Origin of the sequence: Micromonospora sp. NPDC005206 (genome assembly GCF_040608175.1) — a bacterium.
GTDB lineage: Bacteria > Actinomycetota > Actinomycetes > Mycobacteriales > Micromonosporaceae > Micromonospora.
Map to the genome: position 1 here is coordinate 1 of NZ_JBEXHU010000020.1, position 24,312 is coordinate 24,312.

Genomic DNA, 24,312 nt, shown 5'->3' on the forward strand with positions numbered 1-24,312 from the left:
ATGAGCCGGCGCCTCACCCACGAAGCGACGCCATCCTGGCGTGACGATCAACCCGAAGCGGACACACCGACGCCGACCTGATCAAGATGCCCTCTTAGAAGCTAACCGCTCCCCACGGGGCGGACCAGACGCGGCCCGCCGACGCCTGGCGACGTTCGACGGAGGTGAGTTGAAGCGGAACTAAGGGCCGCTGCCGCACTGCCAGCGGCTGGCCTAATACGGCGAGTGAGCTGCGGAGACGATCCGACAGCGTCCCGGTGCGTCCACGGGTGTCCGTCGTGATCGTCACCCAGTTTGTCACCCACTTGGCCCGGATGCTGCTTACAACGGCCCAGCCCTGTCCGTCACTCGACCTCATCGGGTGCCATGAGGCCCAAGCCACGGGGCTGAAGGCGGATGAACTCGCGCCACCCGGTGTCCGTCTCCTCGGCGGCCACTCGCTCGAACATCGCTAGCAGGGACCTGCGATCGGCATCGGACAGGCTCTGGAGCGGGTAGGCGACATCCTCCAGCGCACGTATTGCGGAGTCGGGGTCCACCGTGTCGCTGTCGCTCTGCTCCAGGAAGGCCAGACATGCCAACAAGCTCTCGATCAACGCCTTGTGGAGGTTGTCCGGCATGAAAAGAGGCTACAGGTGTTCACTTGGCGTTGTATTGATCCCCCTGCCAGTCATAGGCATCCGAACTGGACGGGCCACGCTTTGAGCTCGTCTTCCTGCCCACGTACGCGTCCTGGCTGTTCAGCGGCCGAGGACGTCCGCCAGTTGCTGCCCCAGGCCGGTGCAGGCCTCCATGTCCAGGCGGTACGTCACGTAGCGGCCGCGGCGCGCCGAGATCAGCAGCCCGGCCGCCTTTAGCACCGCGAGGTGCCTGGATACCTCCGGCGCCGTCACCCGCCAAAAGTCGGCCAGTTCGCCGGTCGTGTGCGGACCTCGGGCGAGCGTGCGGCAGAAACGTAGCCGCAGCGGGTGCGCAAGCGCGGTCAGCCGAGCATCCAGCTCGTCCACCCGCAACACTGGGCGCGGGTCCCAGCCCGGTGCCGGGTACTGCAGCACGGGCAGCCAGCCGGGCGCGTACACGACGGTCATATGCGGTGCGCCGTACGCGCTCGGGATGAGCGTCATCCCGCCGCCGCGACCGTCTGCGGTCTGGTCCTGCAGCTTGTCGATCGTCAGAATGCCGCGCTCGGTGTCGACCCCGATTGCGTGCGAGATCCGGCCGAGGGCGCCGATACCCTCGCGGGCCAGGTCGAAGCGTCGACGGTCGGCTTCCTCGGCGAGCGCTGGGCGGACGCGTTTCCAGACCGTGCCGAAGAAGGCGGACTCGCAGGCGAGCAGAAAGCGTCGTACCCGCTCGCGCTCGGCGGCCGGATCGGCGAGCAACCGCTCGGCCCACGCCGCCTGCCGCGGCCCTCGGGCGCGGGCCGCGGCCAGCGCCCGCTGCCGCACGATCGGGTCACGCAGCGGCGACCACATTCGCGGCGCCGGTGAGACGGCCCGATGGGCGGCGAGCGCCGCAGCGACCCAGCGCTCGTCGTCCAGGCGGTCGACGTCGTCCAGTTCCTCGCGCAGGCTCGGCCGTGGATCGGGCGGGAACAGAAAGTCGGCCCGGCCGGAGTGCCAGAGCAGACCAAATTCCTCGAGGTCTGGAGCCAGCTCTGCGGGAAGGGCAGCCGCCATCATCGCAACCGCCGCGGCGGTGTCCGGATGATGCTGCGGCTCCGCGAGCACGTGCAGCACCGCGCCGAGCTCTGCGAGCGGCGACGGCGTTATCCGGATCCGATCGGCTGGTACGCCGGCGATGTCGACCGAGGTAACCACAGTACTGATCATGGCAGGGGTCCGCGCCCGGGCAGACCGATTGACGTCGTTTATCAATCGACGAGGCATGGATTGACGACGCTGGCCAACCCGGGTCCCTTCGCAGCCGTATGGCCGGACGATCGGAGCCGTGACGACCACCCGTACGACGCTTCGTGAGCTGGTACGCATCCCGGGCGGCGGCCGCTACGCGCTCAGCGCCACAGTCGAGGCAGCGACCTCCGGGATGCTGCGCCCGTTCATCGTGATCTACGCCGTGCTGATCGGGCTCAGCGCGTGGCAGGCCGGTATGACGCTGACCGTCGGCATGCTGGCCGGCCTCGGCGCCGTCCCGCTCGCCGGACGGTGGATCGACCGCGGAGCGCGGCGGGCCCCCGCCGTCGCCGCGCTACTGGTGCGAGCGGTGGGGTCGCTGCTGCTTGGCCTGGTGCCCGGCATCGCCGGATTCGCGATCGGTGCGGTGCTCATCGGCGTCGGCACGCAGATCGCTCCACCCGCCAATTCCGCGCTGGTCGCCGCGCTGGCCGGCCCGGCCCAGCGTGCGGCGGCGCTGGCCGCGGGCCGCTCGCTGCGCAACGCCGGCCTGGGCGCCGGCGCCCTGCTCGGCACGGTTCTGGTCGCGAGCGGGCCGGAGGTGCTCCGCTGGCTCGCGCTGGCGACGGCGCTCGGGTGCGCGTTCGGCGCGGCGGTGATCGCCCGGGTGCCGCTGCCCCACCAAGATGTTCCGGCCCCCGCCCCGGCTGCGGCAACGAAGGAAGCGCGCGGTGCCGGCCTACGCACCGTTACCATCCTGGCCCTGGCCGGCATTCCGTACGCGTTTTACGCCGACATCCTCGAGATCGCCCTGCCGCTGCTGCTGGTGCAGGGCCTGCACGCGTCCCTGGCGTGGCCCTCGGGCATCTTCGTCGCCAACACCGTCATGGTGATTGCGCTGCAGCTGGTCGTGGTAGTGCGCCTCGCGAAGTGGCCGCACCGCACCGTGCTCTTCTGGTCCGGCCTGTTGCTCGCCGCCTCCTACCTCGCCTTCTGGCTCGGCGGGGCGACCGGCGGCGGCCCCGGCACGGTGCTCGTCGCGCTGGTCATCGTGCCTTACACGCTGGGTGAAATCCTCTACACCGGCAGCAGCGTGCCGCTGGTGATCGAGTCAGCACCGCCACACCTGATGGGGCGCGCGCTCGCCCGCTGGCAGCTCAGCTACGGCCTGGCCCGGGCCGTCGATCCCATCATCATCACCGGTCTGCTCAGCCTGGGCGCGGCGGCGCTGTGGCTGCCGCTGGCCGCCGCGACCCTGCTGGGCGCAGCGACGGTGCGCCTGGGCACTCGACGGCATCGTCTGCACCGTTCGCGTGGGCAGTCCATGAGTCATGCCGTGGCAGATGGCGGGAGCCCGGCCGTCGATGGTCCCCTGATCAAGAGCGTTCACGGTGAGACTGTTACGTCCAGATCTGTGAAAGCCGGAGGTTAGACTTCTCCCGGCTACTCGACCTGAGAGCACCAACGCTTGGTCCCGGCTCACCCTGATCGTGAAGTCCTCCGCCACCGTGCCGAGGCCACCGTCCGCTCGGCATGCCGCCGGCGACGCCAGACGGAAGCTGAAGTGCAAAGGCAGTCACTTTGCGTCCGGCGAGCCGCCAGTTCGGCTGATTCGTTGACAGGCCGTCTGTACCGCTCGCCGCTCATAGTAGGCCTCGACCGAGTCCTAGTTGTCGCAAGCCACAGGCTCGAACTGCCATCCCGTCGCCGTCAACCCGCCCTGCGGGGAGCGGGCCGCCGCCCGGCACGCCACGTCAAGCGGACCTTGACACAGGTTCGGACGCTGGCGTGCCGGGCGGTGGTCTGCTCGGCTCGTTCCGTGGTCGACGACGGCGGGATGGCCTACCGCAACCACCCACGGACCGCGACCCGCCGACAGAGCCCCTGCCATCCTGGAGCCGGGGCGCCCCCGCCGGAGGCGCCCTGACCGCAACCCCGCGACCGACGCCAGCTCGCCGACGTGGCCGGAGTGCGCTTCCCTGCGCCGCGCGGGCTTGTGGCCGCGCGGCCCGGCCGGCTGCCGGCCGCACCCCTCATCGGTCAACGGTCTGTCGTTCTGCGGCGGCCCTCCGGGCTTCCCGCTTTCCGCGCCAGCCGCCGGGCGTCCGGCGCGCGCCCAGGCTGCGGCGCGTGCGGCCCGTTGCGGGCCGCCTTGATAGACGTACAGAAAGTCCTCCCACATCGGCTGGCAGCCGGCCGTCCCGCCCCGACCTTCGCTGCTGTACCGGCCAAGATCGCGGCACCAGCGGGCCCACAAAGGGCCGTTGAACTGCGGAGAAGTGGGCCGCCAGGGACTCGAAACCTGAACCTATGGATTGCCGGCGAGCCAGCCGGATCGGGTGCGGTACGAGGTCATCCGGGCTGCTGGCGTGCGTCTCGGCCGGGTTCGGCTGGCACGGTTGCTGTACTTCGCTGCTGTAGTGCTGGCATCAGACGAGACGCTGGATGCGTACCTTCGCACGCTCGTTCCTGAGGTGGCGTTGCTTGTGCTGGCGGACCTGCTCGTCCCAGACCTCCTGGTCGTAGTCCGGGTCTGGCGGGATCCACTTGTGCGAGCCGTCGCTGTAGTGGAACTTCTCGTCACTGGGTCGCAGGATGCTCATCGAGTCCAGCCGAGGAAGCGGTAGTGCAGGTGGCCTGCGGGGACGTGGGTCAGGTCGTGGGCGGCTTCGACGAGTTGGGCTGCCAGGTAGAGGGTGAGCGACACCGGGGCTCGGTCGTACTCCGCTCGCAGCTCTCGACGGCGGGTGTGGCAGGGCCAGTCGGCACCGCAGCCACCGCAGGTCCAGGCCGGCGTGATCGGGAGGTGGTTGGTCACTTCGGCTCCCTCTGCTCGGCCGGCGGTTCCGATGACGGAGCGGATAGCCGGCCGTCCTCTGAGGGCCAGTGACCCCGGTTGATCGGGATTCGATGCCTCGCATGGCAGGGCAACTCGCCCCCGCATCGGCAGACCTTCCGCCATCGCTGCCATGACCAGACCGGCCGGTGCCGCCTCGCCAGGGTTAGCGCGACAGCCACCAAGTACTCCTCGTACGACACGCGAGGCACCAGGTCTCCCCTCGGGCATTCTTCGATCTCACGGGCAGGTGGAGCCGGCCGTTGGCTGTTGCCCCAGCTCATGTCACCGTAACGACGTAGGACTGTAGATACAATAAGATGTAGAACTGTTGGACATGTAGCGTCACATTCGTGATCGACCCCAGCGCGGATCGCGCCGTGTTCCGGCAGCTCGCAGACCTTCTGCGAGACCGGATCGCGTCTGGCGACCTCGCGCCCGGGGCCTCGCTTCCCAGCGAGCTGCGGTTGGCTCAGGAGTACGGGCTGAGCCGCACGAGCGTCCGACAGGCTGTAGCGCTACTCCGGTCGGAAGGGCTCGTGATCGTGGAACCACCGCGCGGCACATTCGTCCGCGCCGACGAGCCGACCGAAACGGTGACCCTCCTCAAGGGCGACACCGCCACCGCTCGGATGCCCACCCCCGCCGAACGGCGCGAGCTGGAGATCGGTGAGGGCATCCCGGTCATCGTGATCTTCCGCGCCGACGGCTCGCGCCAGGTGTACTCTGCCGACCGCATCCGCGTCGGCCGCTGACCGATCCCCGCCGCCGTTAGCGAGCCCCGCCGGGGGGATGCGGACTCAATCTGTCGGCCACTGCCAGCCGGTGCCGGCCCGCGTCAATGAGCAGGTGCCGGACGTCGTCGATTCACGTTCAGGGTCGACCCGCGTCGACGCTGCCGCTGCCTTCTTGCTGCCTCGTTGGCTGACGCCTCGCTTACAAGCTCTGTGCGGGTCGTTTGGCGTCATCTCTCCGTGTTCGCGACCTCAGGCGACTGGCCGTACTCGGCTGCCGAGGAGCGTCCTCGTCCGAGGCGGTTGCTAATGAGAGTTACCGGGTCGGTTGCGGCAGACTCGGGTCCGGTAGCCGCTGGCGGGTGAGCACTCCCGGTTGCAGGGCGCTCTGGCAGCCCTAGTGACAGATCGTGCCCCTGCCGGTGGTCGGGAGACGAGACCGCTGATGGGATGTCGTGCCCGCCGCTCGCCGGGGTGAGCACTTGTTCATTAGCTTGCGGAGGTCTCCCGAAGGCTGCCTGAGGTCCGCTGTGGACTTGGGAGGCTGGTGTGCTGTTCGTGGGAGACGACTGGGCCGAGGACCACCACGATGTCGAGGTACAAGACGACGCGGGTCGGCGGCTGGGCAAGGCGAAACTCGAGGAGGGGATCAGCGGCATTGCCCGCCTGCACGCGCTGCTGGGTGAGCAGCTGGGTGACGACGATGAGCCGGTCCAAGTGGTGATCGGCATCGAAACCGACCGGGGCCCGTGGGTGCAGGCGCTGATCGCCGCCGGCTACCAGATTTATGCGATCAACCCGCTGCAGGTCGCCCGGTACCGGGAACGGCGCGTCGTCTCGGGTGCCAAGAGCGACGCCGGTGACGCGCACGCCCTGGCTGACATGGTGCGCACCGACCGGCATCAGCTACGACCGGTCGCCGGCGACAGCGCCGGCGCCGAGGCGGTCAAAGTGGTGGCCAGGGCGCACCAGACGCTGATCTGGGAACGCACCCGTCACACGCTACGGCTGCGGCAGACGCTGCGGGAGTTCTTCCCCGCCGCCTTGGCCGCGTTCGACGACCTGACCGCCACGGACGCCCTGCACCTGCTGGGCAAGGCCCCCGACCCTGCCACGGCGGCCCGGTTGACGACCTCGCAGATCACCGCCGCGCTGAAGCGGGCCCGCCGCCGTGATGTGCCGGCCAAGGCCGAGAAGCTACGGGCAGCGTTGCGCAGCCAGCAGCTCGGCCAGCCGCCCGCGGTGACCGCGGCTTACGCGGCCACCGTCCGCGCCCAGGTCGCGATCCTGGGCACACTGCAGACCCAGATCAAGGCAATGGAACAGCAGGTCGAGGCACATTTTGGGCAGCACCCGGACGCTGAGATCTACCTCAGCCAGCCCGGCCTGGGCCGCATCCTCGGCGCCCGGGTGCTTGCCGAATTCGGCGACGACTCCACCCGCTACACCGACGCCAAATCCCGCCGCAACTACGCCGGAACCAGCCCGATCACCCGTCAGTCCGGGAAGAAAAAGATCGTCCTGGCCCGCTACGTGCACAACGACCGGCTCATCGACGCCCTCGGCCGACAGGCCTTCGCCGCCCTGATCGCCTCCCCCGGCGCCCGCGCCTACTACGACCGCCAACGCAACCGCGGCCTCGGCCACCACGCCGCACTACGCCAACTCGGCAACCGCCTCGTCGGCATCCTCCACGGCTGCCTCAAAACCGGCACCGCCTACGACGAAACCACCGCCTGGCAACACCACGAACAGCACGACCAACCGGCCGCTGCTTGACACCCAAACCTCATGGGATGTCTGTCACCGTTGCTGTCGACAGTCACCCCTCGGTACTTGCTGGCAGGTAAATGTCCGGGATGGGCCGCTGGCTCCGACGTCTCTGGTGAGGGGCACTACTGAGGTGCCAGCAGAGGACAGGAGAGGCCATGTCAAGGCAAAACGCGCTCCCGGGAGCCCACCGAGCCGCCATGATCACAGCTTGGGTGCTGCAGATCGTGCTCGGCTTCGCCATTGCCGGGGGCGGGCTGCTCAAGCTCACCGGCGATCCGAGCATGGTCGAGATGTTCCATGACATCGGTGCCGGCCAGTGGCTGCGCTTCGTGGTCGGCACACTCGAAGTAGCGGGCGGGGTGGGCCTAGTCATCCCACGTGTGCGAGCACTGGCCGCACTCTGCCTGCTGGTGTTGCTCCTCGGCGCAACCGTCACCAACGTCGCGGTGCTAGGCACCAATCCGCTCAGCGCTCTTGCCTTCGCAGTCATGGCGCTGGCCATCTTGCTACTGCGCCGGCAGGAATTGCTGACGAGACCCAACTCCATCACGTCCTGGTCGAAGTCCTGACCTACGGATTGCCGGCGAGACGGTCGCCTGGTGCTGGTCCACCGCGTGGACCTCGCGCCTTGATTGATGTCCCGGTTCACCACCGTCCGCTCACTGCGCAGACTCTTCCTGTCGGCGGTCTCGTCGGGCACCGTGTCTGGTGCCGGCGATCTCGGGTCGTCGGCGCACCTGGTCCCCACCGGGCCACCGCCTCGTCCGCTCGACCGTGAGAGGTCCGGCATGAGTTCCGCGGGGCCCGGTGGTCCCAGGGCACGTATGACTGGCGACAGGGCTGCGCGCCGTCGAGCGCCGATCAGTGAGCGACCGGCTTCCGTGTCCTGAGACCACTGGGTGCCCACCTGCTGCTGCAACAGCAAGGAGGACACTATGAGTGTCGGACACCACCCCTCGATGCGTCGACCAACTGCGGGCGTCGACTGGGCCAGTACTGAGCACGCCCTCGCGGTCGTTGGCCCCGACGGTGTCGAGGTCCAACGGATGATCGTCGAGCACACCGCTGAGGGGCTGCGGAAGCTGCTGCGATGCCTGCAGCAGACCCGTGTGCTCGAGGTCGGTATCGAACGCCCCGACGGACCCATCGTCGAGGCCCTGCTCGATGCGGGGCTCACGGTGTTCGTGATCGCCCCGAACCAGATCAAGCACCTGCGCCGCCGCTACGGCGCAGCCGGCAACAAGGACGACCGCTTCGATGCCTACGTCCTGGCCGACACCGTCCGCACCGATCACCATCGCCTGCGTCCCCTCACCGTCGACTCTCCCGCGACACTCACGTTGCGGATGACCGTCCGCGCCCGCAAGGACCTCATCGCCGCCCGTGTCGCGATGGCCAATCAGCTCCGCGCCCACCTCGAACATGTTCTGCCCGGCGTGATCGGGCTGTTCCGCGACATCGACTCCGCGATCACCCTGAGTTTCCTCACCCGGTTCGCGACTCAGGACAAGGTCGACTGGCTGTCGCCACGCAGACTGCAGAACTGGCTGCGCGGCGTCTCCTACCCCAACCCGGCACGAGCCGGGCTGCTGCACGCCCATCTGCTTGCGGCTACCCGCGGGACCACCGGTCCTGAAGCCACCGCCCGGGCGCACGTCACCGCTGCGTTGGTGGCTGGGCTTACCGCCCTGCGGGAGCAGATCAGCGCGCTGCAGGAGCAGATCGAGATCCAGTTGCTGCAGCATCCCGACGCGGCGGTGTTCACGTCCCTGCCCCGGGCTGGGATCGTGCGAGCGGCCCGGCTTCTGGCTGAGATCGGTGACGCCCGCGGCCGCTTCCCGACGCCGGAGGCACTCACCTGCCTGGCCGGGGCTGCGCCCTCGACCAGGCAGTCCGGGAAGGTGAAAGTCGTCGGCTTTCGCTGGGCCGTCGACAAACAACTCCGTGCAGCGGTCATCGACTTCGCCGGCGACTCCCACCACGCCAACCCCTGGGCCGCCGACCTCTACCGGCGGGCCCGGGCTCGGGGCCACGACCACCCCCACGCCACGCGAATCCTCGCCCGCGCCTGGCTGCACGTGATCTGGCGCTGCTGGCAAGACGGCGTCGCCTACGACCCCACCCGCCACCGAGCTCTGCAGGCCCTTCTCGCCTCCGCCGCTTGACACAGGGCTACTCATGCCTACCGCCCCGGGAGTTCCCCGCCCAGCCTCGGGCGGGCACGCACTGCCTTATGCCCGATCGCGTCCGCGTCCTATTCGGCCTCGGCCCTTGCGCAGCGATGCTGTCGGCAGCATCCCCTCAATTCACCAACTACAGGTAAGAAGGACCCGGCCGGCCTGGTGATCGGGCAGGTCACGCCTTGCAATCAGGGCAGACGTCGTCACCAGTGGTCGTCGTTGGTCGCTGACGATCGGCCTCCGACGGCCTGGTGACGGCCTGGACCTGGTCCTTGTCGACCCCTTGACCCCCAGGCAACCAACACTTCCACGTGAGCTGCGGCTTCGTGGCCCGTGGCCTGCCGCAACGGTCCGCTATCGTCCGCCCTTGTCCGCTGGCGTCCGCACCGGTCGTCACTCAGTTGGTCACCGAAGGGCATGTGACGCGATGACTATGCTGCCGCCGTGAGAGCTGTCTGGTTCATGTGGGCAGGTTCGTTTCTCAGCCTCGCCAACATCGCGGCCGGTTGGAGCTGGGCCTTAGCTGACGCCGATCTTCGTGTTGGAACCTCCGCCCCTCAGGGTATCGACTGGAGCCAGGCGAGCGCGTTGTTGGGCGTACCGGCCGCGGTGACGGTCGTTTTGATGACAGCCACTATCCGTCGTTCACTGGCTTTGCTATGGGTGGGTGCCGTCGCGATGGGATTGCTATTCATCCCGTGCGGTTGGGCGCTTCTCATCGACCACGCAGGGATGGACGGGGCCAGCCTCGCTCCATGGGCTTGGGCCGCCCATCTAATCGCCATTTTTCTCGCCCTGCCCACTGTGGTCATCGCGCCTTGGCTGCACGGCCGCGACACCCGACACTGAGGCCGACCGGTGTGGCCCGCCGGCCCGGTCGATGCCGGCCCGTCTTCCACGACATCGGTGCCGTGGTCCACTTCCTGCGGAAGGTGGTCTGGATCGTGCCCGACTTCACCGTCGAGCGGTACCGCGACCAGCTCGCCGCCCTGCACGAGCGGATCCAGACCGACGGGCCCTTCGTCGCGCACGCCCAGCGGATCCTGGTCGAGGCCGCAGGCCCGGTTGACCGATCCGCTGGGCATGCCCCGATCCGTGCGCCGCCGGGGTGACGTGGTCACCGCTGGCTGCCCCAGAGGTAGACGCCGAATCCGGCAAGCAGCAGGCTTACCACGCTCGCCCCGGCGCGCACGGTGTTCCACCAGGTCCAGCGAGAGGCGTAGTCCGCCCAGATCCGCGCCGCCTCCGCCGGGTCGGTCGGCACACCGGTCGCGTCGAGCGCATCGTTCATCGGCACGTTGAGGGTCACCGTCGGGATGAACGCGCCCACCAGGTACGCGGCCCCGGCCAGGAAGAACAGCAGCGCCGCCGGACGGTGGCCGAGGATCAGCAGCAGTACGCCGGTGATCGTAGCCGCGAGGATGGGACCGAAGAAGGTGACGAAGAAGAGCGGATTCTGGATCTTCTGGTTGATGCTCGTCATGGCCCGGATCGCGGTGCCGGCGTCGGTCGCGTTCAACCCGGGCATCACGGACACGGAGAAGGCGTAGTAGACCCCTGCGATCAGACCGGTCACCGCCAGGGTCACCGCCGCCGACCAGGCTGCCAGCGTACTCATGACGATCAGCCCCGATCCGGCTGTTCGGTCGCCCAGACGCCGGTGGCGGCGGCGTCCCGCGCATAGTCCGCGAAGTCCCGGGGCCGGCGGCCCAGAGCGCGTCGCACACCGTCGGTCAGGTGGGCGTTGCGCCCGTCCAGGACCTTGCCGAACAGGTCTGTCAGGACGGCCACCAGCTCGGCGGGCACCTGGTAACGCGCCATTACCTCGGCGTACTCCTGTGGGGAGACCGACTGGTAGGTGATCGGTCGCCCGACCGCCTTGGCGATCTCGGCGGTCGCCTCGGCGAAGGTGAGCAGCCGGGGCCCGGTCAGTTCGTAGAGCTGACCCACGTGGCCCGCCTCGGTCAGCGCCGCGACCGCGATCTCGGCGATGTCGTCGGCGTCGACGAAGGGCTCCCCGACGTCGCCGGCCGGGAGCACGATCTCGTCGCCGCGCACCGAGTCCACCAGGAAATCCTCGCTAAAGTTCTGGCTGAACCAGCTCGCCCGCAGGATCGTCCACTTCGCGCCGGATCGCTGTACCACCTGCTCGCAGAGCTGAGCCGCCTCCTCGCCCCGGCCGGAGAGCAGGACAATCCGCTCGACGCCGCCGGCCACCGCCTGCTCGACGAACGCGCGGATTGTAGCGGGGGCGTCCGGTGCGGCCAGGTCCGGGTAGTACACCAGGTACACCGACCCGACCCCTTCCAGCACGCCGGCCCAGGTGCTCTGGTCGGTCCAGTCGAACCGTGGCTCGCCGGAGCGGGAACCGACCCGTACCGGACGGCCGAGGGCGGTGAGGCGGTCCACCACGCGACGACCAGTCTTGCCGGTGCCGCCGAGGACCAGGATGGGCTGTTCGTGCACGTTCTCTCTCATGTCACTAGTCAAGCCGGGCGGGGCCTGACCGGGAATGAGTGAGACGCTCGGCTCCATGTCTGGGCGTCTCACCAGGGTTCTTCTAGCTTGGGGCGTGTGGACGCACTGGCGGGGCTGTTGGACGGGCCGAGAGCGCGCGGCGCGTTCCTGCTCCGATCGGTGTTCGACCCGCCGTGGTCGGTACGGATCCAGGATCGCGCACCACTCACCCTGGTGTCCGTGCTCCGTGGTGACGCGTGGGTGGTGCCGGACACCGGCGCCCCCGTCCGGCTTCGCCCCGGCGATGTGGCGGTCATCCGGGGTCCGGAGCCGTACACGATCGCCGACGATCCGGGCACTCCGCCGCAGGCGGTGATTCACCCCGGCGAGCGCAGCACCACTCCGGCCGGGGAAGAGTTATGCGCCGTGATGGACCTGGGCGTACGCACCTGGGGCGAGCGGCTGGACGGCTCGGCCGTGCTGCTCAGCGGCACCTACCAGTTCCACGGGGAGGTGAGCCAGCGCCTGCTGCGGGTGCTGCCGGCGCTGCTGGTGCTGCCGGATGAGGCGTGGAACAGCCCGCTGGTCCCGTTGCTCGCCGACGAGATGGACAAGGACGAGCCGGGCCAGGAGGTGGTCCTCGACCGGTTGCTGGACCTGCTGCTCATCGCCGTACTACGGGCCTGGTTCTCCCGTCCGGAGGCGGCGGCCGCGACCTGGTACCGGGCACACGGCGATCCGGTGGTGGGCCTGGCGCTGCGACTGCTGCACGACCAACCGGCCCACCCCTGGACAGTGGCGACGCTCGCCGCCCGTACCGGGGTGTCCCGGGCCGCGCTGGCCCGCCGGTTCACCGAGCTTGTCGGTGAGTCGCCGATGGCGTACCTCACCGGTTGGCGACTCGCCCTGGCGGCCGATCTGCTGAGAGAGCCGGACGCCACCATCAGCGCGGTGGCCCGCCGGGTCGGCTACGGCAGTCCGTTCGCGCTCAGCGCCGCGTTCAAGCGGGTACGCGGGGTCAGCCCGGCCGAACACCGGATCCACGTGGAGGGGTTGGCGGCGGTCTGAACCCGCTCGCCCTCCGGCGGTCACTGGGTCCGGGGCGACGGTGTCGTCGCCCCGGACCCGGTCGGCCGCGTCGGCGGCGGTCTAGAGACCGATCCTGCCGACGCCCACACCGGCCGTGACCCTCGCCGGGGCGGTGCCGGGATCATCGACCGTGTACGGGTAGTAGGTGCGCGGCTCGACCACGGTGCCGGCAGTCTGCGGAGTGCCGAGTTGACGTACCTGTTGTTGCGCTCGACCAGCCGGCCGGGGCCGCTCTTGTCGTAACCGACGTAGCTCGGGTGGGCCACGTTCTCGAAGTAGTTCCCCTCCACCAGCACGCCGGCGTTCTCGTGGAGGCGATCCCGTAGAGGGCGTTTCGGTAGTAGTTGTTCAGGACGTGCACCAGGTCGGCGAAACGCACCCGGGGGTGTCGTTGGTCGGTGCCGTCGAAGAAGTTGTGGTGGTACGTCACCCGCAGCTTGCCGAGGTCGGCCGGGTAGTTGTCCGAGTGGCCGACCAGGGCCGACTTGCTGTGGTGGTGGAAGTGGTTCCACGACACCATGATGAAGTCCGACTCGCGCTTGATGTCGAGCAGCCTGTCGTAGCCGTCGGACAGGTCGTTGCAGTCGATCCGAGACGGCACCCACCCGGCTCGGCGAGCAGTTCCTGTGAGCTGCTGTTCCTTGCTGCTGTACAAGATCGAAAAAGGCCGTCTCCGACTAGCGGAAACGGCCTTTGACCTGGGGTGGAGCTGAGGGGATTTGAACCCCTTACACCCGGCGTAGCGAGAGAACGTCATCAATCAGACCCATCGACGCTGTGAGCAGGGCGTGACCTGCCGATGTTTGCTAACGCTTGTCGCCGTTGATTGCTCTCAGTTGTAGTGGATCTGTACCTGATGATCTTGTCCGCCATGCCGCCACGCACCCTGCCGGCTCCCTCTCCCAGCCATCCCGGAGTGCCCGAGGCCCCGCCGGAGGCGCACCCGTCGTTGCCTATCGGCGGGCAGTAGTGGCAGGCATGACAAGCAGGGCGTTCGGTGTCCGTGTCGGGACTGTTCGGCGAACAGCGACGGCTGATTGCCCTTGTCGGTGAACACGTAGCCGCCGTCGCCGCGGCAGACATAGGTCGGCGGTGTCGGTCTGCGCGTGCGCGGCGTCGCCAGTAACCACCGCCCCGGTAGGTCCACCACGTCCGGTGGGGCGTCGACCTGGGTGACCTCGGTGGTGGTATCCGGGACGCGGGTCTGGGCGGATGACCACGGCCTGCCCATGCAGCATCGCCGAGAACAGCTTCCCAGCACGGGCCGCCCGCGCAAAAGGGTCGGCGGCCCACCGGGCGGTAACTCCGGCCCGTCGTTGGATCACGTCCCGAGTCAGTCTTTTACTAGTTAAGATACCTCAAAATAGAGGCTACTACCTAGAACGGACGTTTGGCACGGCGCATGCGGCGTCGAGCGCTGGAAAGCATCAATCGGCGGGAAGTGAACACGGCGCCATGCATGCCTCGTCAGGGATGGTGGCCAGCGGTAGAGGGATGGGTTATCCGCATAACCGAGCATGGGATGTGGCACGCGTCAACGTTAGACTGAAATAAATCTATAGGAGTACAGTCCGATGACGACGGCGCGGGCCAAGGTGCTACGCACTGAAGGGACGTCGCAACGTGCGACGTTCCTGGAACTCTTCTTCGACCTGGCGTTTGTGTTCACGCTTACCCGGCTGTCGCGCGAACTGGGAGAGCACCTCAGCTGGATCGGCGCCGTACAAACAATGGTATTGCTGCTAGCGGTATTCTCTATCTGGAGCCTTACCGCGGCTATGTGCGACGTGTTCGATCCTATGAAGCCGTCGATCGAACTGCTGATCTTCGCCACCATGGTGGGCAGCCTGGTGCTTGCCGCCGCCATGGCCGACGCGTTCGGCGAGCGAGGGCTACTCTTCGCCGGCACGTACATCGCAATCCACATCGGCCGCAATCTTTTCTTGATCATCGCCATAGGCGGTCAAGAGGTGCATCGCCGCGACGCCAGTCTGACGCTGATCTGGTACGGGATATCCGCCGTGCCGTGGATTACGGGGGCATTCGCACAAGGCACAGGACGCCTAGCGCTGTGGGCGGCCGCGGTAGTCCTGGAATACACCGCCACCAGGATCGGTTTCCCCGTACCCGGGCTCGGCCGCATGACCACGTCGTTGGTTGTCAACACAAGCGAGCATCTGGCTGAACGCTATCGGCAGTTGTTCACCGTCGCGCTCGGCGAGTTGATCCTGATCGCGGGAGTCGCACACGGCGCCGGCGACTTCGAGGCCCACCGCAACGCGGCGTTCGCGGTGGCATTCCTGATCACGGTGCTGTTGTGGCGGATCTATATCTACCGGGCCGGTGAGTTCATGGACGCAGCTGCCGCAAAGGCCCGCGCGCCGGTCCGGCTGGCCCGAGCGGTATCACAATCACACGTAATCATGGTGGCCGGAGTCGTGGTCACCGCTGTGGGCCAGGACCTCACCATCATCCATCCAACGGGACATACAGAACCGGCCTGGGTCGTCGTCATTCTCGGCGGGCCCGCGCTGTTTCTGCTCGGGCGTGCCGCCTTCGAACGCGCCGTCTTCGCCCGCGTACACGCAGGTCGGCTGATTTCTGCAATGCTTCTACTGGTCGCCATCGCACCGGCAGTGCTCATACTGGCCGCCAAGGCACCGGGGATGCTTCCACTGTCGCCGTTGGCAGTGGCAAGCGCCACCACCGCGGCCCTTCTCGGCACCGCCATCTCAGATACGGTCCGCATGCACCGACACCCGGCCATTGTGGCGCCGACAGGCGGACAATCTATCGCGACAGGCGAAAGCATGCCGCCGTAAGGCCGCCAACGGCGCCGCAACGGCCGGAGACCGTCAAGCCCACCTTGACACCGAATCCAACGCCTACGCCGGCCTGCGGCGCTGGGCACACATGCTCGGCCTTGGCGGTCACTTCGTCACCAAGGCCCGCCGCTACTCCGTCACCTTCGGCCTGCTTCCAGGTACCCGAGCCACCTACCGCCGCACCGGAGACGACGACACCACCAATGCCATCACCGGCGGCACCCTCACCTACATCGGGTCCGGCTGGCTTAGCGACGGTGACGCCCTGCTTGCCAACACCGCCGCCAGACAGCGACGAGAGAGCCGACGCGTCGGCCGGGAAGAAGTCGCCCACGCTGCATGGCTCGTCGGGGCCGCCGCATGAGCCGAGACCTCACCCCGCGCTGGTACTCGCCCGCCGAGGTCGCCGTCCTGCTCGGCTTCGGTCTGTCCAAGGTCAAGATGAAGATCGCCACCGGCGAGCCGCGCTCCATCAAGGACGGCAAGTACCGCCGCATCCTCCCCGAATGGGTCGACGACTACATCCGCGAACGGGTCGAACGCCGGGAGGCTGCCTGATGCCCGCACGCGCTCGTGCCAACGGCGAAGGCTCGATCTTCCCGTACCGGAACGGCTTCGCCGCGTACGTCTGGGTCGAGAAGCCGGACGGCAAGCGGGGCCGGAAGTGGGTCTACGGCAAGACCCGCGAGGAGGTCCACGACAAGTGGATCAAGTTGCACGGGCAGGCCAAGGCCGGCCCTGTGGCGACCCGCTCCCCGACGGTGGGGAGTACGCCGGCTACTGGCTGCGCGAGATCGTCAAGCCGAACCTCGCCCCGGGCAGCTACGTGACCTACGAGGTGGTGGTCCGGCTCTACCTCGTGCCGGGGCTGGGCCGGAAGCGCCTCGACAAGCTCCGGGTCAGCGATGTCCAGACGTGGATCAACGAGGTCGGGCGGACCTGCCAGTGCTGCGCCCAGGGCAAGGACGAGCGGCGCAAGCCTGCCCAACGTCGCTGCTGTGCCCTCGGCCGCTGCTGCCAGGACCTGCCCTCGGCAACCAGCGTCACGCACCTGCGAACCGTGCTCCGGACGCTGCTGTCCCAGGCGATCACCGAAGGGCTGATCACCCGCAACGTCGCCTCCCTGGTGAAGCTGCCCCCGGTACGGAAGCGGAAGCGGAAGGCATGGACGAGCGACGAGGCTCGGCGGTTTCTGGAGTCGGCCCGCGCCGACGACGACCCGCTCTACGCCGCGTACGTCCTGGTCCTGGTGCTAGGTCTGCCCAAGGGCGAGATTTTGGGGCTCACCTGGGCTGATGTCGACCTCGACGCGGGGGAGTTGACCATCGATCGGCAGCTCCAGCGGGTCGGTGCCGAACTGCTGCACCGGGAGACTAAGACGGCCGCCTCGGACGCCACCCTGCCGCTGCCGGACGTCTGCACCGTGGCGCTCGGCCGCCGCTGTGCCGCCCAGAACGCCTCCCGGGACGCCGCCGGCTCGGCCTGGCAGCCGTCGGACCTCATCTTCACCACCCGCTACGGCCGCCCGGTCGAGCCGCGCAACGTGAACCGCTTCTGTGACCGGCGTTGCGACGCGGCCGGGGTCCGACGGATCACCGTCCGGGACGCCCGGCGGACCTGCGCGTCACTCCTGGCCGACCTGGACGTGCACCCCCGGGTGGCGATGCAGATCCTCCGGCACGCGCAGTTCGCCATCACCATGGAGATCTACACGGTGGTCTCCTCGGCGGCCACCCGTGACGCCCTCAAGCGGCTCGGCAGCGCGCTGGACCGGTAAGGCGCTACTGCTGTACTTCGCCGCTGTACCAGCCAAGATCGCGGCTCCAGCGGCCCTCGAAAGGGCCGCTGACCTGCGGAGGAGTGGGCCGCCAGGGACTCGAACCCTGAACCTATGGATTAAAAGTCCACAGCTCTGCCATTGAGCTAGCGGCCCGCGCGCTCAGGTTACCGGACGGTGCCCGCCGACGACTCTCGGCTTCCGGCCGGTCGGTCGATGCCTGCCTGCCGCACGTTGCATGGGTGCGGGCGGGTGGGGAACCAGACCGGGCATGAAACTGAGCGGCACCCCGGCGGTGGCGGCGTCCGGCGAGGAGGTCGGGCCGGACGGCGTACGTGGGCCGGGCGGGGAAGTGCACGCCTGGCTGCCCGGCCAGAACCAGACCGTCTGCGGGTTGGCGCTCAGCCGGACCCGTCTGCGGCGCTTTCCGCACGTGCGCTTCGACTACTCGGGCACCGACGTGCTCACCGAGGCCGACCCGATCGGTTGGATCTGCCCTCGCTGTCTCGCGGCGACGGCCGGGCGGCGGGGAAAGGAGAAGCACGGCTGGGTCCGGGACTCGCCCCGCCCTTGATCCCGAGTCGATCAAACCGCGCCGCGCCGCGCCGCGCCGGGCCGGGCGGTTGGCGGGCGGCTGGGCGGGTACGGGGTCGGACATGCGGATCGTGGTGGTGGGGGCGAGCGGCAACGTCGGTACGGCGCTGCTGCGGCGGCTGCGCCGGGAGCGGGGCGTGGAGCTGGTGGGGGTGGCTCGGCGGCTGCCCGGCCCGGAGGCTGGCGAGCCGTACGACCAGGTGGAGTGGCACTCCTGCGACATCGGCTCTCCCGGGGCGGTCGGGCAGCTCGCTGAGGTGTTCGCCGGCGCGGACGCGGTGGTGCATCTGGCCTGGCAGATCCAGCCCAGTCACGACCAGCGGGTGCTGCGCCGCACCAACGTCGACGGCAGCCGGGCGGTCTTCGACGCGCTGGTCCGGGTGGGCGTGCCGGCGCTGGTGTACGCCTCCTCGGTCGGGACGTACGCTCCCGGCCCGAAGGACCACCCGGTGAGTGAGCGCTGGCCGGCGACCGGGGTGCCCGGCTCGTCGTACAGCGAGAACAAGGCGGAGGTGGAGGCGCTGCTGGACGGGATCGAGCAGGACCACCCGACGCTGCGGGTGGTTCGGCTGCGACCCGGGCTGATCTTCCAGCGGGACGCCGGCGCGGAGATCACCCGCTATTTTCTCGGCCCGCTGGCGCCGGTGCGGCTGCTGCGCTTCGGCCGGATCCCGCTGGTGCCCACCCACCGCCGGCTGCGGATGCAGGCGGTGCACGCCGACGACGTGGCTGACGCGTACGCCAGGGCGGTGCTGGGTGACGCGCGCGGCGCCTTCAACGTCGCCGCGGACCCGGTGCTCACCCCGGAGCTGGTGGCCCGGCACTTCCATGGCTGGACGGTGCCCGTCGCCGCGCCGGTGCTGCGGGTGGCGGCGGCGCTGACCTGGCGGGCGCGGCTGCAACCCGTGGACGCGGGCTGGGTCGAGCTGGGCCTGAACGCGCCGCTGATGTCCAGCGAGCGGGCGGAGACGGAGCTGGACTGGCATCCCAAGATCAGTTCGCTCACCGCGCTCAAGGAACTTTTTGCCGGGATGGCCGGCGGTGACCACACCACCAGCCCGCCGCTGTCCGGCGCGTCGAACCTGCCCGGCCGGCCGGGCGGTCTGCTCCGCGCCCGCGCCGCCGGCCAGGGCAACCCGTACTGAGGTCAGCTCAGTTTCGAGCCGCTCACGGTGGGGTTGCGGGCGCCGAGGAAGAAGATGCCGGGGAAGCCGCGGGTTTCGAACTTGGCGCTCGGATTGCGGCGCAGGGTGGACTTCTCGATCGTCATGGTGCCGGTGCGGTTGTTGCTGACGAAGAAGATCGCGCCGCCGCCCTCGTTGGCCTTGTTGTTCTCGATGATGGTGCCGGCGATCCGCACGGTGAACTCGTTGCCGTCGCAGTAGATCGCGCCGCCGCTGCCGCCGCCGGGCGTGCCGGACTTGGCCGGGTTGGCGCCGCTACCGATCGCCTCGTTGTGGCTGAGCACGCTGTTCAGCACCACCCAGGAGACGCCGATGCTGCTCAGCGCGCCCCCGTTGGAGCAGGAGCCGCCCTGGCCGGCGGAGCCGCCGAAGGTGCTGCCAACCACGTACACCGGCTTGTTCTCGTACTGGCTGAGCACCCGGATGGCCGCGCCGCCCAGGTCGGGGCCGGTCCGGTCGCAGCGGTTGCGGACGAACCGCGAGTTGACCACCTTGAGCCGCCCGCCGCGTACGAAGATCGCCCCACCGCCGCCGCCCTCGACCTTGTCCCCGGTCGAGTTGCCGTCGGCGAAGGTCAGGTTCTGCACGGTCAGCTGCGGATGGTCCTGGTTCTGGCAGTGCGATGTGGTCCAGCCCTGGGCCTCGTCGCAGGTGTTCATGTAGAGGATGCGGCGCTTCCCCTGGCCGCTCAGCGTCACCCTGCCGCCGCCGTCCAGCACCACCTTCGGCCCGTTGGCGTTGCGGACCTTCGCGGTGGCGGCCATCTTGATCGTCACCGGGGCCGGCCCGCAGTTGAACGTGATGATGCCGCCGGCGGCGACGGCCTTCACCACCGCCGCGGAGGTGCAGCTCGCCGGGGTGCCGGAGCCGATGGTCCGGGTCGACTTCGAGGTGTCCACCGCCCGTGCCTCGGCCGGCACGGTGGCGTTGCCGTTCGGGTTGCCGGCCGCGAGCGCCTTGCCGGCCGGCTTCGGGCTCGGGCTGGCCCCCGGGCCACCGAGGCCGTCCCGGGCCGCCGGGGCGACGCCCTGCTCGCCGGTGGCCAGCGCCTCCGGCTCGGCCGACGGGCTGGGCTGCGAGGCGGCCGGAGCCGGGTCGTCGGGCGCGCAGGCGGGCAGGGTCGCGGTGGCGACACCGAGGACGAGCAGGGCGACAAGCGACGTCATGCGCACCCCGTGATGCTAGGAGCCGCGACGGCGCGGGAGCGAATTCGCCATGCGGGTTTAACCCGTGGCTAAGGCTGGGGGGGTCAGAAGTCGGCGAAGAGGTACGGCACTCCGCGCGGGAAGATGCTCCGCAGCTCCGCGGCGGCGTCCGCCGGCACCTCGCCCAACCCCCGCAACGGCAGCTCCGCCGGATCCAGCACCCCGTACGCCAGGGCGGAGAGCCCGGCGGCCGTGAGCGTGGCGGTCGGCGCGCTGCCGGCGGTGTCGGCGACCAGCTCCAGCGCACCGGTCGTGCCGTCCAGCAGGTGGGTGCCGGCCAACCAGCGGTCCCCGGTCAGCTCGATCCGTACCCGGCCGGGCCCGGCGGGCAGCCCTCGCAACGCGTCCAGCGACAGCACCCGGGCCATCGGGGCGGACGAGCTCGGCACGACCGTTCGCGCCTCGACGTGCACGTCCAGGTCGGTCAACCACAGCTCCGGCAACTCGTCCGGCGGGACCTGGACGGTGATCCGCTCGACCTGGTCGACGTGCCGGGCGAAGAACTGCAACAGCAGCGTCCGCGCGAGCGGGTCGGTGACCAGCAGTTCGTTGCCGTGCAGCGTGCCGCCGTGCTCGTCGATCCGGTAGGTCACCGCGCCGGTGACCTCGCCGGCCACCCGGGCGGTGACCAGCCAGTACTCGTCCCGGTCGCGCAGCCCGACGGCCCGGTAGTCCGGGAAGGTCGAGAACCCGTGCCGCTCGTGGAGGCAGCGCTCGGTAAAGGCGCGCCACGCCGGATAGCCGGCGGCGATGCGCTCCCAGCCCACCTCGCCGGGCAGGTCCGCGCGGAGCAGCGACCCCAGGTTCGCCGGGGTGAAGGTGGCCCTGCGCGGCTTGGGCAACCCGACGTAGCCGAACCGGGCGTAGAAGCTGGGCCGGAACGGGTAGAGCGCACTGAGCGCGTGCCCCTCGTCGCGCATCTCGTCGAGGAGTTGGTGCAGCAGCGTCCGGACGTGCCCCTGGCGGCGGGCCAGTGGATGGGTGGCCACCCCGGCGACGCCGGCCATCGGCAGCACCATCCCGCGCAGGTTCTGCCGCATCGGGATGGCCGTGACGGCGGCCAGCGTGTCGCCGTTCTCCTCGGCGATCAGCGTCCGGTTGCCCTCGTGGTAGGGCAGGTAGTCGCGGAACTCCTGAATCCGGGCGGCGCCGAGCGGCGACGACTCGAAGGCGTATGCGGCCAGCGGGAAGCTGGTGGTGAGACGGTCGTCGTCGGTCACCCGGCGGATGGTCATCGACCCATCCCAACCGGCTCCGACATCGGCCGCAACCGGATTGGGTGAATCCGTCAACGGGTGCCGACGTCGGAGACGACGACGGTGACGTTGTCCGGTGCGCCGGCGTGGTGGGCGAGCTTCACCAGTTGCTCGCCGCACTGCTGGCGGTCGGTGTACATGCCCAGCGTCGCGCCGATGGCTTCGTCCTCGACGTAGTCGGAGAGCCCGTCGCTGCACAGCAGCAGCCGGTCGCCGGGGACCACGGTCAGCACGCCGATCGCCGGTGGGGTGTCGGCGCCCTGCACGGCCCGGGTCACCAGGGACCGCTGAGGGTGGTGCCGGGCCTGCTCGGGGGAGAGCGAGCCCTGGTCGACCAGCGACTGGACGAAGGTGTCGTCCCGGGTGAGCTGGGTCAGCTCCCCGTCGCGCAGCAGGTAGCAGCGGGAGTCGCCGACCTGGGCCAGCACCAGCGTCTCGCCGGCCAGCAGCGCCGCGGTGAGCGTGGTGCCCATCCCCTCGCGGGTCGGGTCGACCGTGATGGCGGCGTGGATGCGCTGGTTGGCGGTGCTGACGACGGCGCGCAGGGCGTCGGCGGCCCCGTCGGAGTCGGTGGGTGGGGCCAGCTCGTCCAGGATCCGGATCACGATCTCGCTCGCCACCTCGCCCGCGGGCAGCCCGCCCATGCCGTCGGCGACTGCGATCAGGCGGTCACCGGCGAGGGCGGAGTCCTCGTTGTTGGTCCGGATCAGGCCGATGTCGTTGAGGATGACCGAGCGGAGGATCAGCGTCATGGGGTCAAGCTTGCCAAGAACACCCCGTCTTCGTCTCTACGCACTACTGCGAAGCGTCGAGAAATGCTGCCGATGTGCACGTTCGGGCCCACCGGGCCGTGGCTCAGCGGCGTGGATAGCGCAGCAGCAGGCTGGCCGCGACCTCCTCGTCACCCACCGCCGTGTAGCTGTGCGGCACGTCGGAGACCCAGCGGATGTGACCGCCGGCCGGTGCGGTCAGCGGCGCGTCGGCCGGGCCGGCGCGCAACACTCCGGCGAAGACGGTGATGTGCTCGGTGACCCCCGGCTGGTGGGCGGGGGAGAGCTGCCCCGGCCCGGGCGCGACCCGCATCCGGTACAGCTCGTAGGTCGCGTCGGCGTCGGTGAACACCTCCAGCAGGGTGGCGCTGACCGCGGTGCCGTGCACGGTGGTGGGCGCGGCGGCCGGCTCGGCCAGCACTGCGGTCAGCGGTACGCCGAGCTGCGCGGTGACCGCCCAGAGCGTCTCCAGGGTCGGGTTGCGGGTGCCGTGCTCCAGGCCGGAGAGGGTGGCCTTCCCGACGCCGGCGAGTCGGGCGAGTGTGGACAGCGAGATCCCCCGCTCCTCGCGCAGGGCGCGGACCCGGCGGCCGACGACGGCGGGATCCACGTCGAGGCCCGGACGGCGGGCTGGTGGTCGGTGCGGCACCCGGCTATCGTGCTACACGCTGTCGTTCCGTAAACGGAACAGTGGGAGGTTGGGATGGCCGGACGGGTGCAACCGCTGCTGGCCGGGGTGGTGACCGCCCTGGTCGGCTTCGCCAGCTCGTTCACCGTCGTGCTGGCCGGCCTCCGGGCAGCCGGCGCGTCGGACGCGCAGGCGGCCTCCGGCCTGCTCGCCCTCTGCGTGGCGTCCGGGCTGGCCGCCGCCTGGCTCGGCTGGCGGTACCGGATGCCGATGAGCGTCGCCTGGTCGACGCCGGGCGCGGCACTGCTGGTGGCGACCGGGTCACCGCCGGGCGGGTGGCCGGTCGCGGTGGGCGCCTTCCTCGTCTCCGGCCTGCTGATCGTGGCGGCCGGACTGTTCCCGCCACTCGGTCGGGCGGTGGCGGCCATCCCGAAGCCGGTGGCCGGCGCGATGCTCGCCGGGGTGCTGCTGCCGCTGTGCACCGCGCCGGTCCGCGCGCTGGTCGAGCTGCCCACGGTGGCCGGCCCGGTGGTGGTCGGCTGGCTGCTGCTGCACCGGTACGCCCGCCGCTGGGCGGTACCCGGCGCGCTGCTGGTGGCGGTGGCGGCGATCGCGCTGACCGCGCCGCCGGCGGGCCTGACCGGTGCCGCACTGACCCCGTCGGTCGCCCTGACCGCGCCGGCCTGGAACGCGTCCGCGCTGGTCGGGCTCGCCCTCCCGCTGTTCCTGGTCACCATGGCGGCGCAGAACGTGCCCGGCATGGCGGTGCTGGTCGGCTACGGCTACCGCCCACCGTTCGGCGCCGCGCTGCGGGCCACCGGTCTGGCCAGCCTGCTGGCCGTCCCGGCCGGCGGGCACGCGGTGAACCTCGCGGCCATCACCGCCGCGTTGGCCGCCGGCCCCGACGCGCACCCGGACCCGGAGCGCCGGTGGGTCGCCTCGGTAACCGCCGGCGTCGGCCTGGCCGTGCTCGGGCTGGGTGCCGGCGTCGCCACCGCGCTGGTCGCGGTCGCCCCGCCGATCCTCATCGAGGCGGTCGCCGGGCTGGCGCTGCTGGGCGCGCTGGCCACCGCGCTCGCCTCGGCGGTGACCGACCCGGCGACCCGGGAGGCCGCCGTGGTCACCTTCGTGGTGACCGCCTCCGGGGTGAC

General features: G+C 69.8%; 24 protein-coding genes, 1 tRNA gene and 2 pseudogenes. 15 read left to right on the forward strand and 12 right to left on the reverse strand.

All coding sequences use genetic code 11. The features are described from left to right. Positions 1-344: 344 nt before the first annotated feature. Positions 345-620 carry a hypothetical protein gene (locus ABZU69_RS27600; RefSeq protein WP_354967227.1) on the reverse strand — a complete coding sequence of 92 codons (276 nt, stop codon included), beginning with the start codon at positions 618-620 and terminating at the stop codon, positions 345-347. Between the two features lie 120 nt (positions 621-740). Further along, positions 741-1,961, reverse strand: a complete 1,221-nt coding sequence (locus ABZU69_RS27605) for a DUF5937 family protein (protein ID WP_354967228.1) — start codon at positions 1,959-1,961, stop codon at positions 741-743. Between ABZU69_RS27605 and ABZU69_RS27610 the strand changes: the two genes are divergently transcribed. Beyond that, positions 1,951-3,285, forward strand: a complete 1,335-nt coding sequence (locus tag ABZU69_RS27610) for an MFS transporter (protein ID WP_354967229.1) — start codon at positions 1,951-1,953, stop codon at positions 3,283-3,285. The genes ABZU69_RS27605 and ABZU69_RS27610 overlap by 11 nt on opposite strands. Positions 3,286-4,282: 997 nt before the next feature. On the opposite strand, the gene ABZU69_RS27615 is transcribed toward ABZU69_RS27610, so the two are convergent. Continuing rightward, entirely contained in the window at positions 4,283-4,456 is a 174-nt protein-coding gene (locus ABZU69_RS27615) for a hypothetical protein (RefSeq protein ID WP_354967230.1), read from the reverse strand. Continuing rightward, complete coding sequence (locus ABZU69_RS27620; RefSeq protein ID WP_210916388.1) at positions 4,453-4,671, reverse strand: flavin reductase; 219 nt, start codon at positions 4,669-4,671, stop codon at positions 4,453-4,455. The genes ABZU69_RS27615 and ABZU69_RS27620 overlap by 4 nt, the downstream gene beginning before the upstream one ends. 371 nt (positions 4,672-5,042) lie before the next feature. Between ABZU69_RS27620 and ABZU69_RS27625 the strand changes: the two genes are divergently transcribed. The 6 genes from ABZU69_RS27625 to ABZU69_RS27650 all read left to right on the forward strand — a co-directional run bounded on the left by ABZU69_RS27625 (position 5,043) and on the right by ABZU69_RS27650 (position 10,488). Further along, the gene (locus ABZU69_RS27625) at positions 5,043-5,444 is read left to right on the forward strand and encodes a winged helix-turn-helix domain-containing protein (protein WP_210916389.1); all 402 of its coding nucleotides are present in this window, start codon (positions 5,043-5,045) and stop codon (positions 5,442-5,444) included. Positions 5,445-5,972: 528 nt separating this feature from the next. Continuing rightward, on the forward strand, positions 5,973-7,202 hold the full coding sequence (locus ABZU69_RS27630) for an IS110 family transposase (protein ID WP_354967231.1): 1,230 nt from the start codon (positions 5,973-5,975) through the stop codon (positions 7,200-7,202). A 206-nt stretch (positions 7,203-7,408) separates the two neighbouring features. Continuing rightward, positions 7,409-7,765 carry a DoxX family protein gene (locus tag ABZU69_RS27635; RefSeq protein ID WP_354967232.1) on the forward strand — a complete coding sequence of 119 codons (357 nt, stop codon included), beginning with the start codon at positions 7,409-7,411 and terminating at the stop codon, positions 7,763-7,765. 390 nt (positions 7,766-8,155) lie between these two features. Beyond that, positions 8,156-9,361, forward strand: a complete 1,206-nt coding sequence (locus ABZU69_RS27640; RefSeq protein ID WP_354967360.1) for an IS110 family transposase — start codon at positions 8,156-8,158, stop codon at positions 9,359-9,361. Positions 9,362-9,820: 459 nt separating this feature from the next. Continuing rightward, on the forward strand, positions 9,821-10,225 hold the full coding sequence (locus ABZU69_RS27645) for a hypothetical protein (RefSeq protein WP_354967233.1): 405 nt from the start codon (positions 9,821-9,823) through the stop codon (positions 10,223-10,225). Positions 10,226-10,287: 62 nt separating this feature from the next. Beyond that, positions 10,288-10,488, forward strand: coding sequence for a hypothetical protein (locus tag ABZU69_RS27650; RefSeq protein WP_354967234.1), 201 nt, complete (start codon positions 10,288-10,290; stop codon positions 10,486-10,488). Positions 10,489-10,493: 5 nt separating this feature from the next. On the opposite strand, the gene ABZU69_RS27655 is transcribed toward ABZU69_RS27650, so the two are convergent. Both ABZU69_RS27655 and ABZU69_RS27660 read right to left on the reverse strand, forming a co-directional pair. Continuing rightward, positions 10,494-10,994, reverse strand: a complete 501-nt coding sequence (locus ABZU69_RS27655; RefSeq protein ID WP_354967235.1) for an anthrone oxygenase family protein — start codon at positions 10,992-10,994, stop codon at positions 10,494-10,496. Between the two features lie 5 nt (positions 10,995-10,999). Continuing rightward, positions 11,000-11,854, reverse strand: a complete 855-nt coding sequence (locus ABZU69_RS27660; protein WP_354967236.1) for an NAD(P)H-binding protein — start codon at positions 11,852-11,854, stop codon at positions 11,000-11,002. 96 nt (positions 11,855-11,950) lie between these two features. On the opposite strand from ABZU69_RS27660, the gene ABZU69_RS27665 reads away from it, so the two are divergent. Further along, on the forward strand, positions 11,951-12,901 hold the full coding sequence (locus ABZU69_RS27665) for an AraC family transcriptional regulator (protein WP_354967237.1): 951 nt from the start codon (positions 11,951-11,953) through the stop codon (positions 12,899-12,901). A 142-nt stretch (positions 12,902-13,043) separates the two neighbouring features. Here ABZU69_RS27665 and ABZU69_RS27670 read toward each other — a convergent pair whose 3' ends face one another. Then, entirely contained in the window at positions 13,044-13,523 is a 480-nt protein-coding gene (locus ABZU69_RS27670; RefSeq protein WP_354967238.1) for a hypothetical protein, read from the reverse strand. A 973-nt stretch (positions 13,524-14,496) separates the two neighbouring features. On the opposite strand from ABZU69_RS27670, the gene ABZU69_RS27675 reads away from it, so the two are divergent. From ABZU69_RS27675 to ABZU69_RS27690, 4 genes and pseudogenes are all read left to right on the forward strand, one after another. Next, positions 14,497-15,744, forward strand: a complete 1,248-nt coding sequence (locus ABZU69_RS27675) for a low temperature requirement protein A (RefSeq protein ID WP_354967239.1) — start codon at positions 14,497-14,499, stop codon at positions 15,742-15,744. Beyond that, positions 15,689-16,111, forward strand: coding sequence for a replication initiator (locus tag ABZU69_RS27680; RefSeq protein WP_354967240.1), 423 nt, complete (start codon positions 15,689-15,691; stop codon positions 16,109-16,111). Before ABZU69_RS27675 ends, ABZU69_RS27680 begins: the two co-directional genes overlap by 56 nt. Next, positions 16,108-16,305: an excisionase family DNA-binding protein gene (locus ABZU69_RS27685; RefSeq protein ID WP_354967241.1), complete on the forward strand. Its 198-nt coding sequence runs from the start codon at positions 16,108-16,110 to the stop codon at positions 16,303-16,305. The genes ABZU69_RS27680 and ABZU69_RS27685 overlap by 4 nt, the downstream gene beginning before the upstream one ends. Continuing rightward, positions 16,305-17,524 (forward strand): annotated as a pseudogene (locus ABZU69_RS27690) (site-specific integrase). The gene ABZU69_RS27685 and the pseudogene ABZU69_RS27690 overlap by 1 nt, the downstream one beginning before the upstream one ends. Before the next feature lie 84 nt (positions 17,525-17,608). Here the strand turns inward: ABZU69_RS27690 and ABZU69_RS27695 are convergent. Beyond that, positions 17,609-17,680, reverse strand: a tRNA-Lys gene (locus ABZU69_RS27695). A gap of 115 nt (positions 17,681-17,795) precedes the next feature. Here ABZU69_RS27695 and ABZU69_RS27700 point away from each other — a divergent pair. Further along, positions 17,796-18,098, forward strand: a complete 303-nt coding sequence (locus tag ABZU69_RS27700; protein ID WP_354967242.1) for a hypothetical protein — start codon at positions 17,796-17,798, stop codon at positions 18,096-18,098. Positions 18,099-18,180: 82 nt separating this feature from the next. Next, positions 18,181-19,263, forward strand: coding sequence for an NAD-dependent epimerase/dehydratase family protein (locus tag ABZU69_RS27705; protein WP_354967243.1), 1,083 nt, complete (start codon positions 18,181-18,183; stop codon positions 19,261-19,263). Positions 19,264-19,265: 2 nt separating this feature from the next. Here the strand turns inward: ABZU69_RS27705 and ABZU69_RS27710 are convergent, their stop codons facing one another. The 4 genes from ABZU69_RS27710 to ABZU69_RS27725 form a co-directional block, all read right to left on the reverse strand. Further along, positions 19,266-20,468, reverse strand: coding sequence for a hypothetical protein (locus ABZU69_RS27710; protein ID WP_354967361.1), 1,203 nt, complete (start codon positions 20,466-20,468; stop codon positions 19,266-19,268). A gap of 83 nt (positions 20,469-20,551) precedes the next feature. After that, positions 20,552-21,742: a GNAT family N-acetyltransferase gene (locus ABZU69_RS27715; RefSeq protein WP_354967244.1), complete on the reverse strand. Its 1,191-nt coding sequence runs from the start codon at positions 21,740-21,742 to the stop codon at positions 20,552-20,554. Positions 21,743-21,795: 53 nt separating this feature from the next. After that, entirely contained in the window at positions 21,796-22,515 is a 720-nt protein-coding gene (locus tag ABZU69_RS27720; RefSeq protein ID WP_354967245.1) for a PP2C family serine/threonine-protein phosphatase, read from the reverse strand. Positions 22,516-22,618: 103 nt separating this feature from the next. Beyond that, positions 22,619-23,182: an XRE family transcriptional regulator gene (locus ABZU69_RS27725; protein ID WP_354967246.1), complete on the reverse strand. Its 564-nt coding sequence runs from the start codon at positions 23,180-23,182 to the stop codon at positions 22,619-22,621. Between the two features lie 54 nt (positions 23,183-23,236). Between ABZU69_RS27725 and ABZU69_RS27730 the strand changes: the two are divergent. After that, positions 23,237-24,307: pseudogene (locus ABZU69_RS27730) on the forward strand (benzoate/H(+) symporter BenE family transporter); the annotation flags it as partial. Positions 24,308-24,312: the final 5 nt, after the last annotated feature.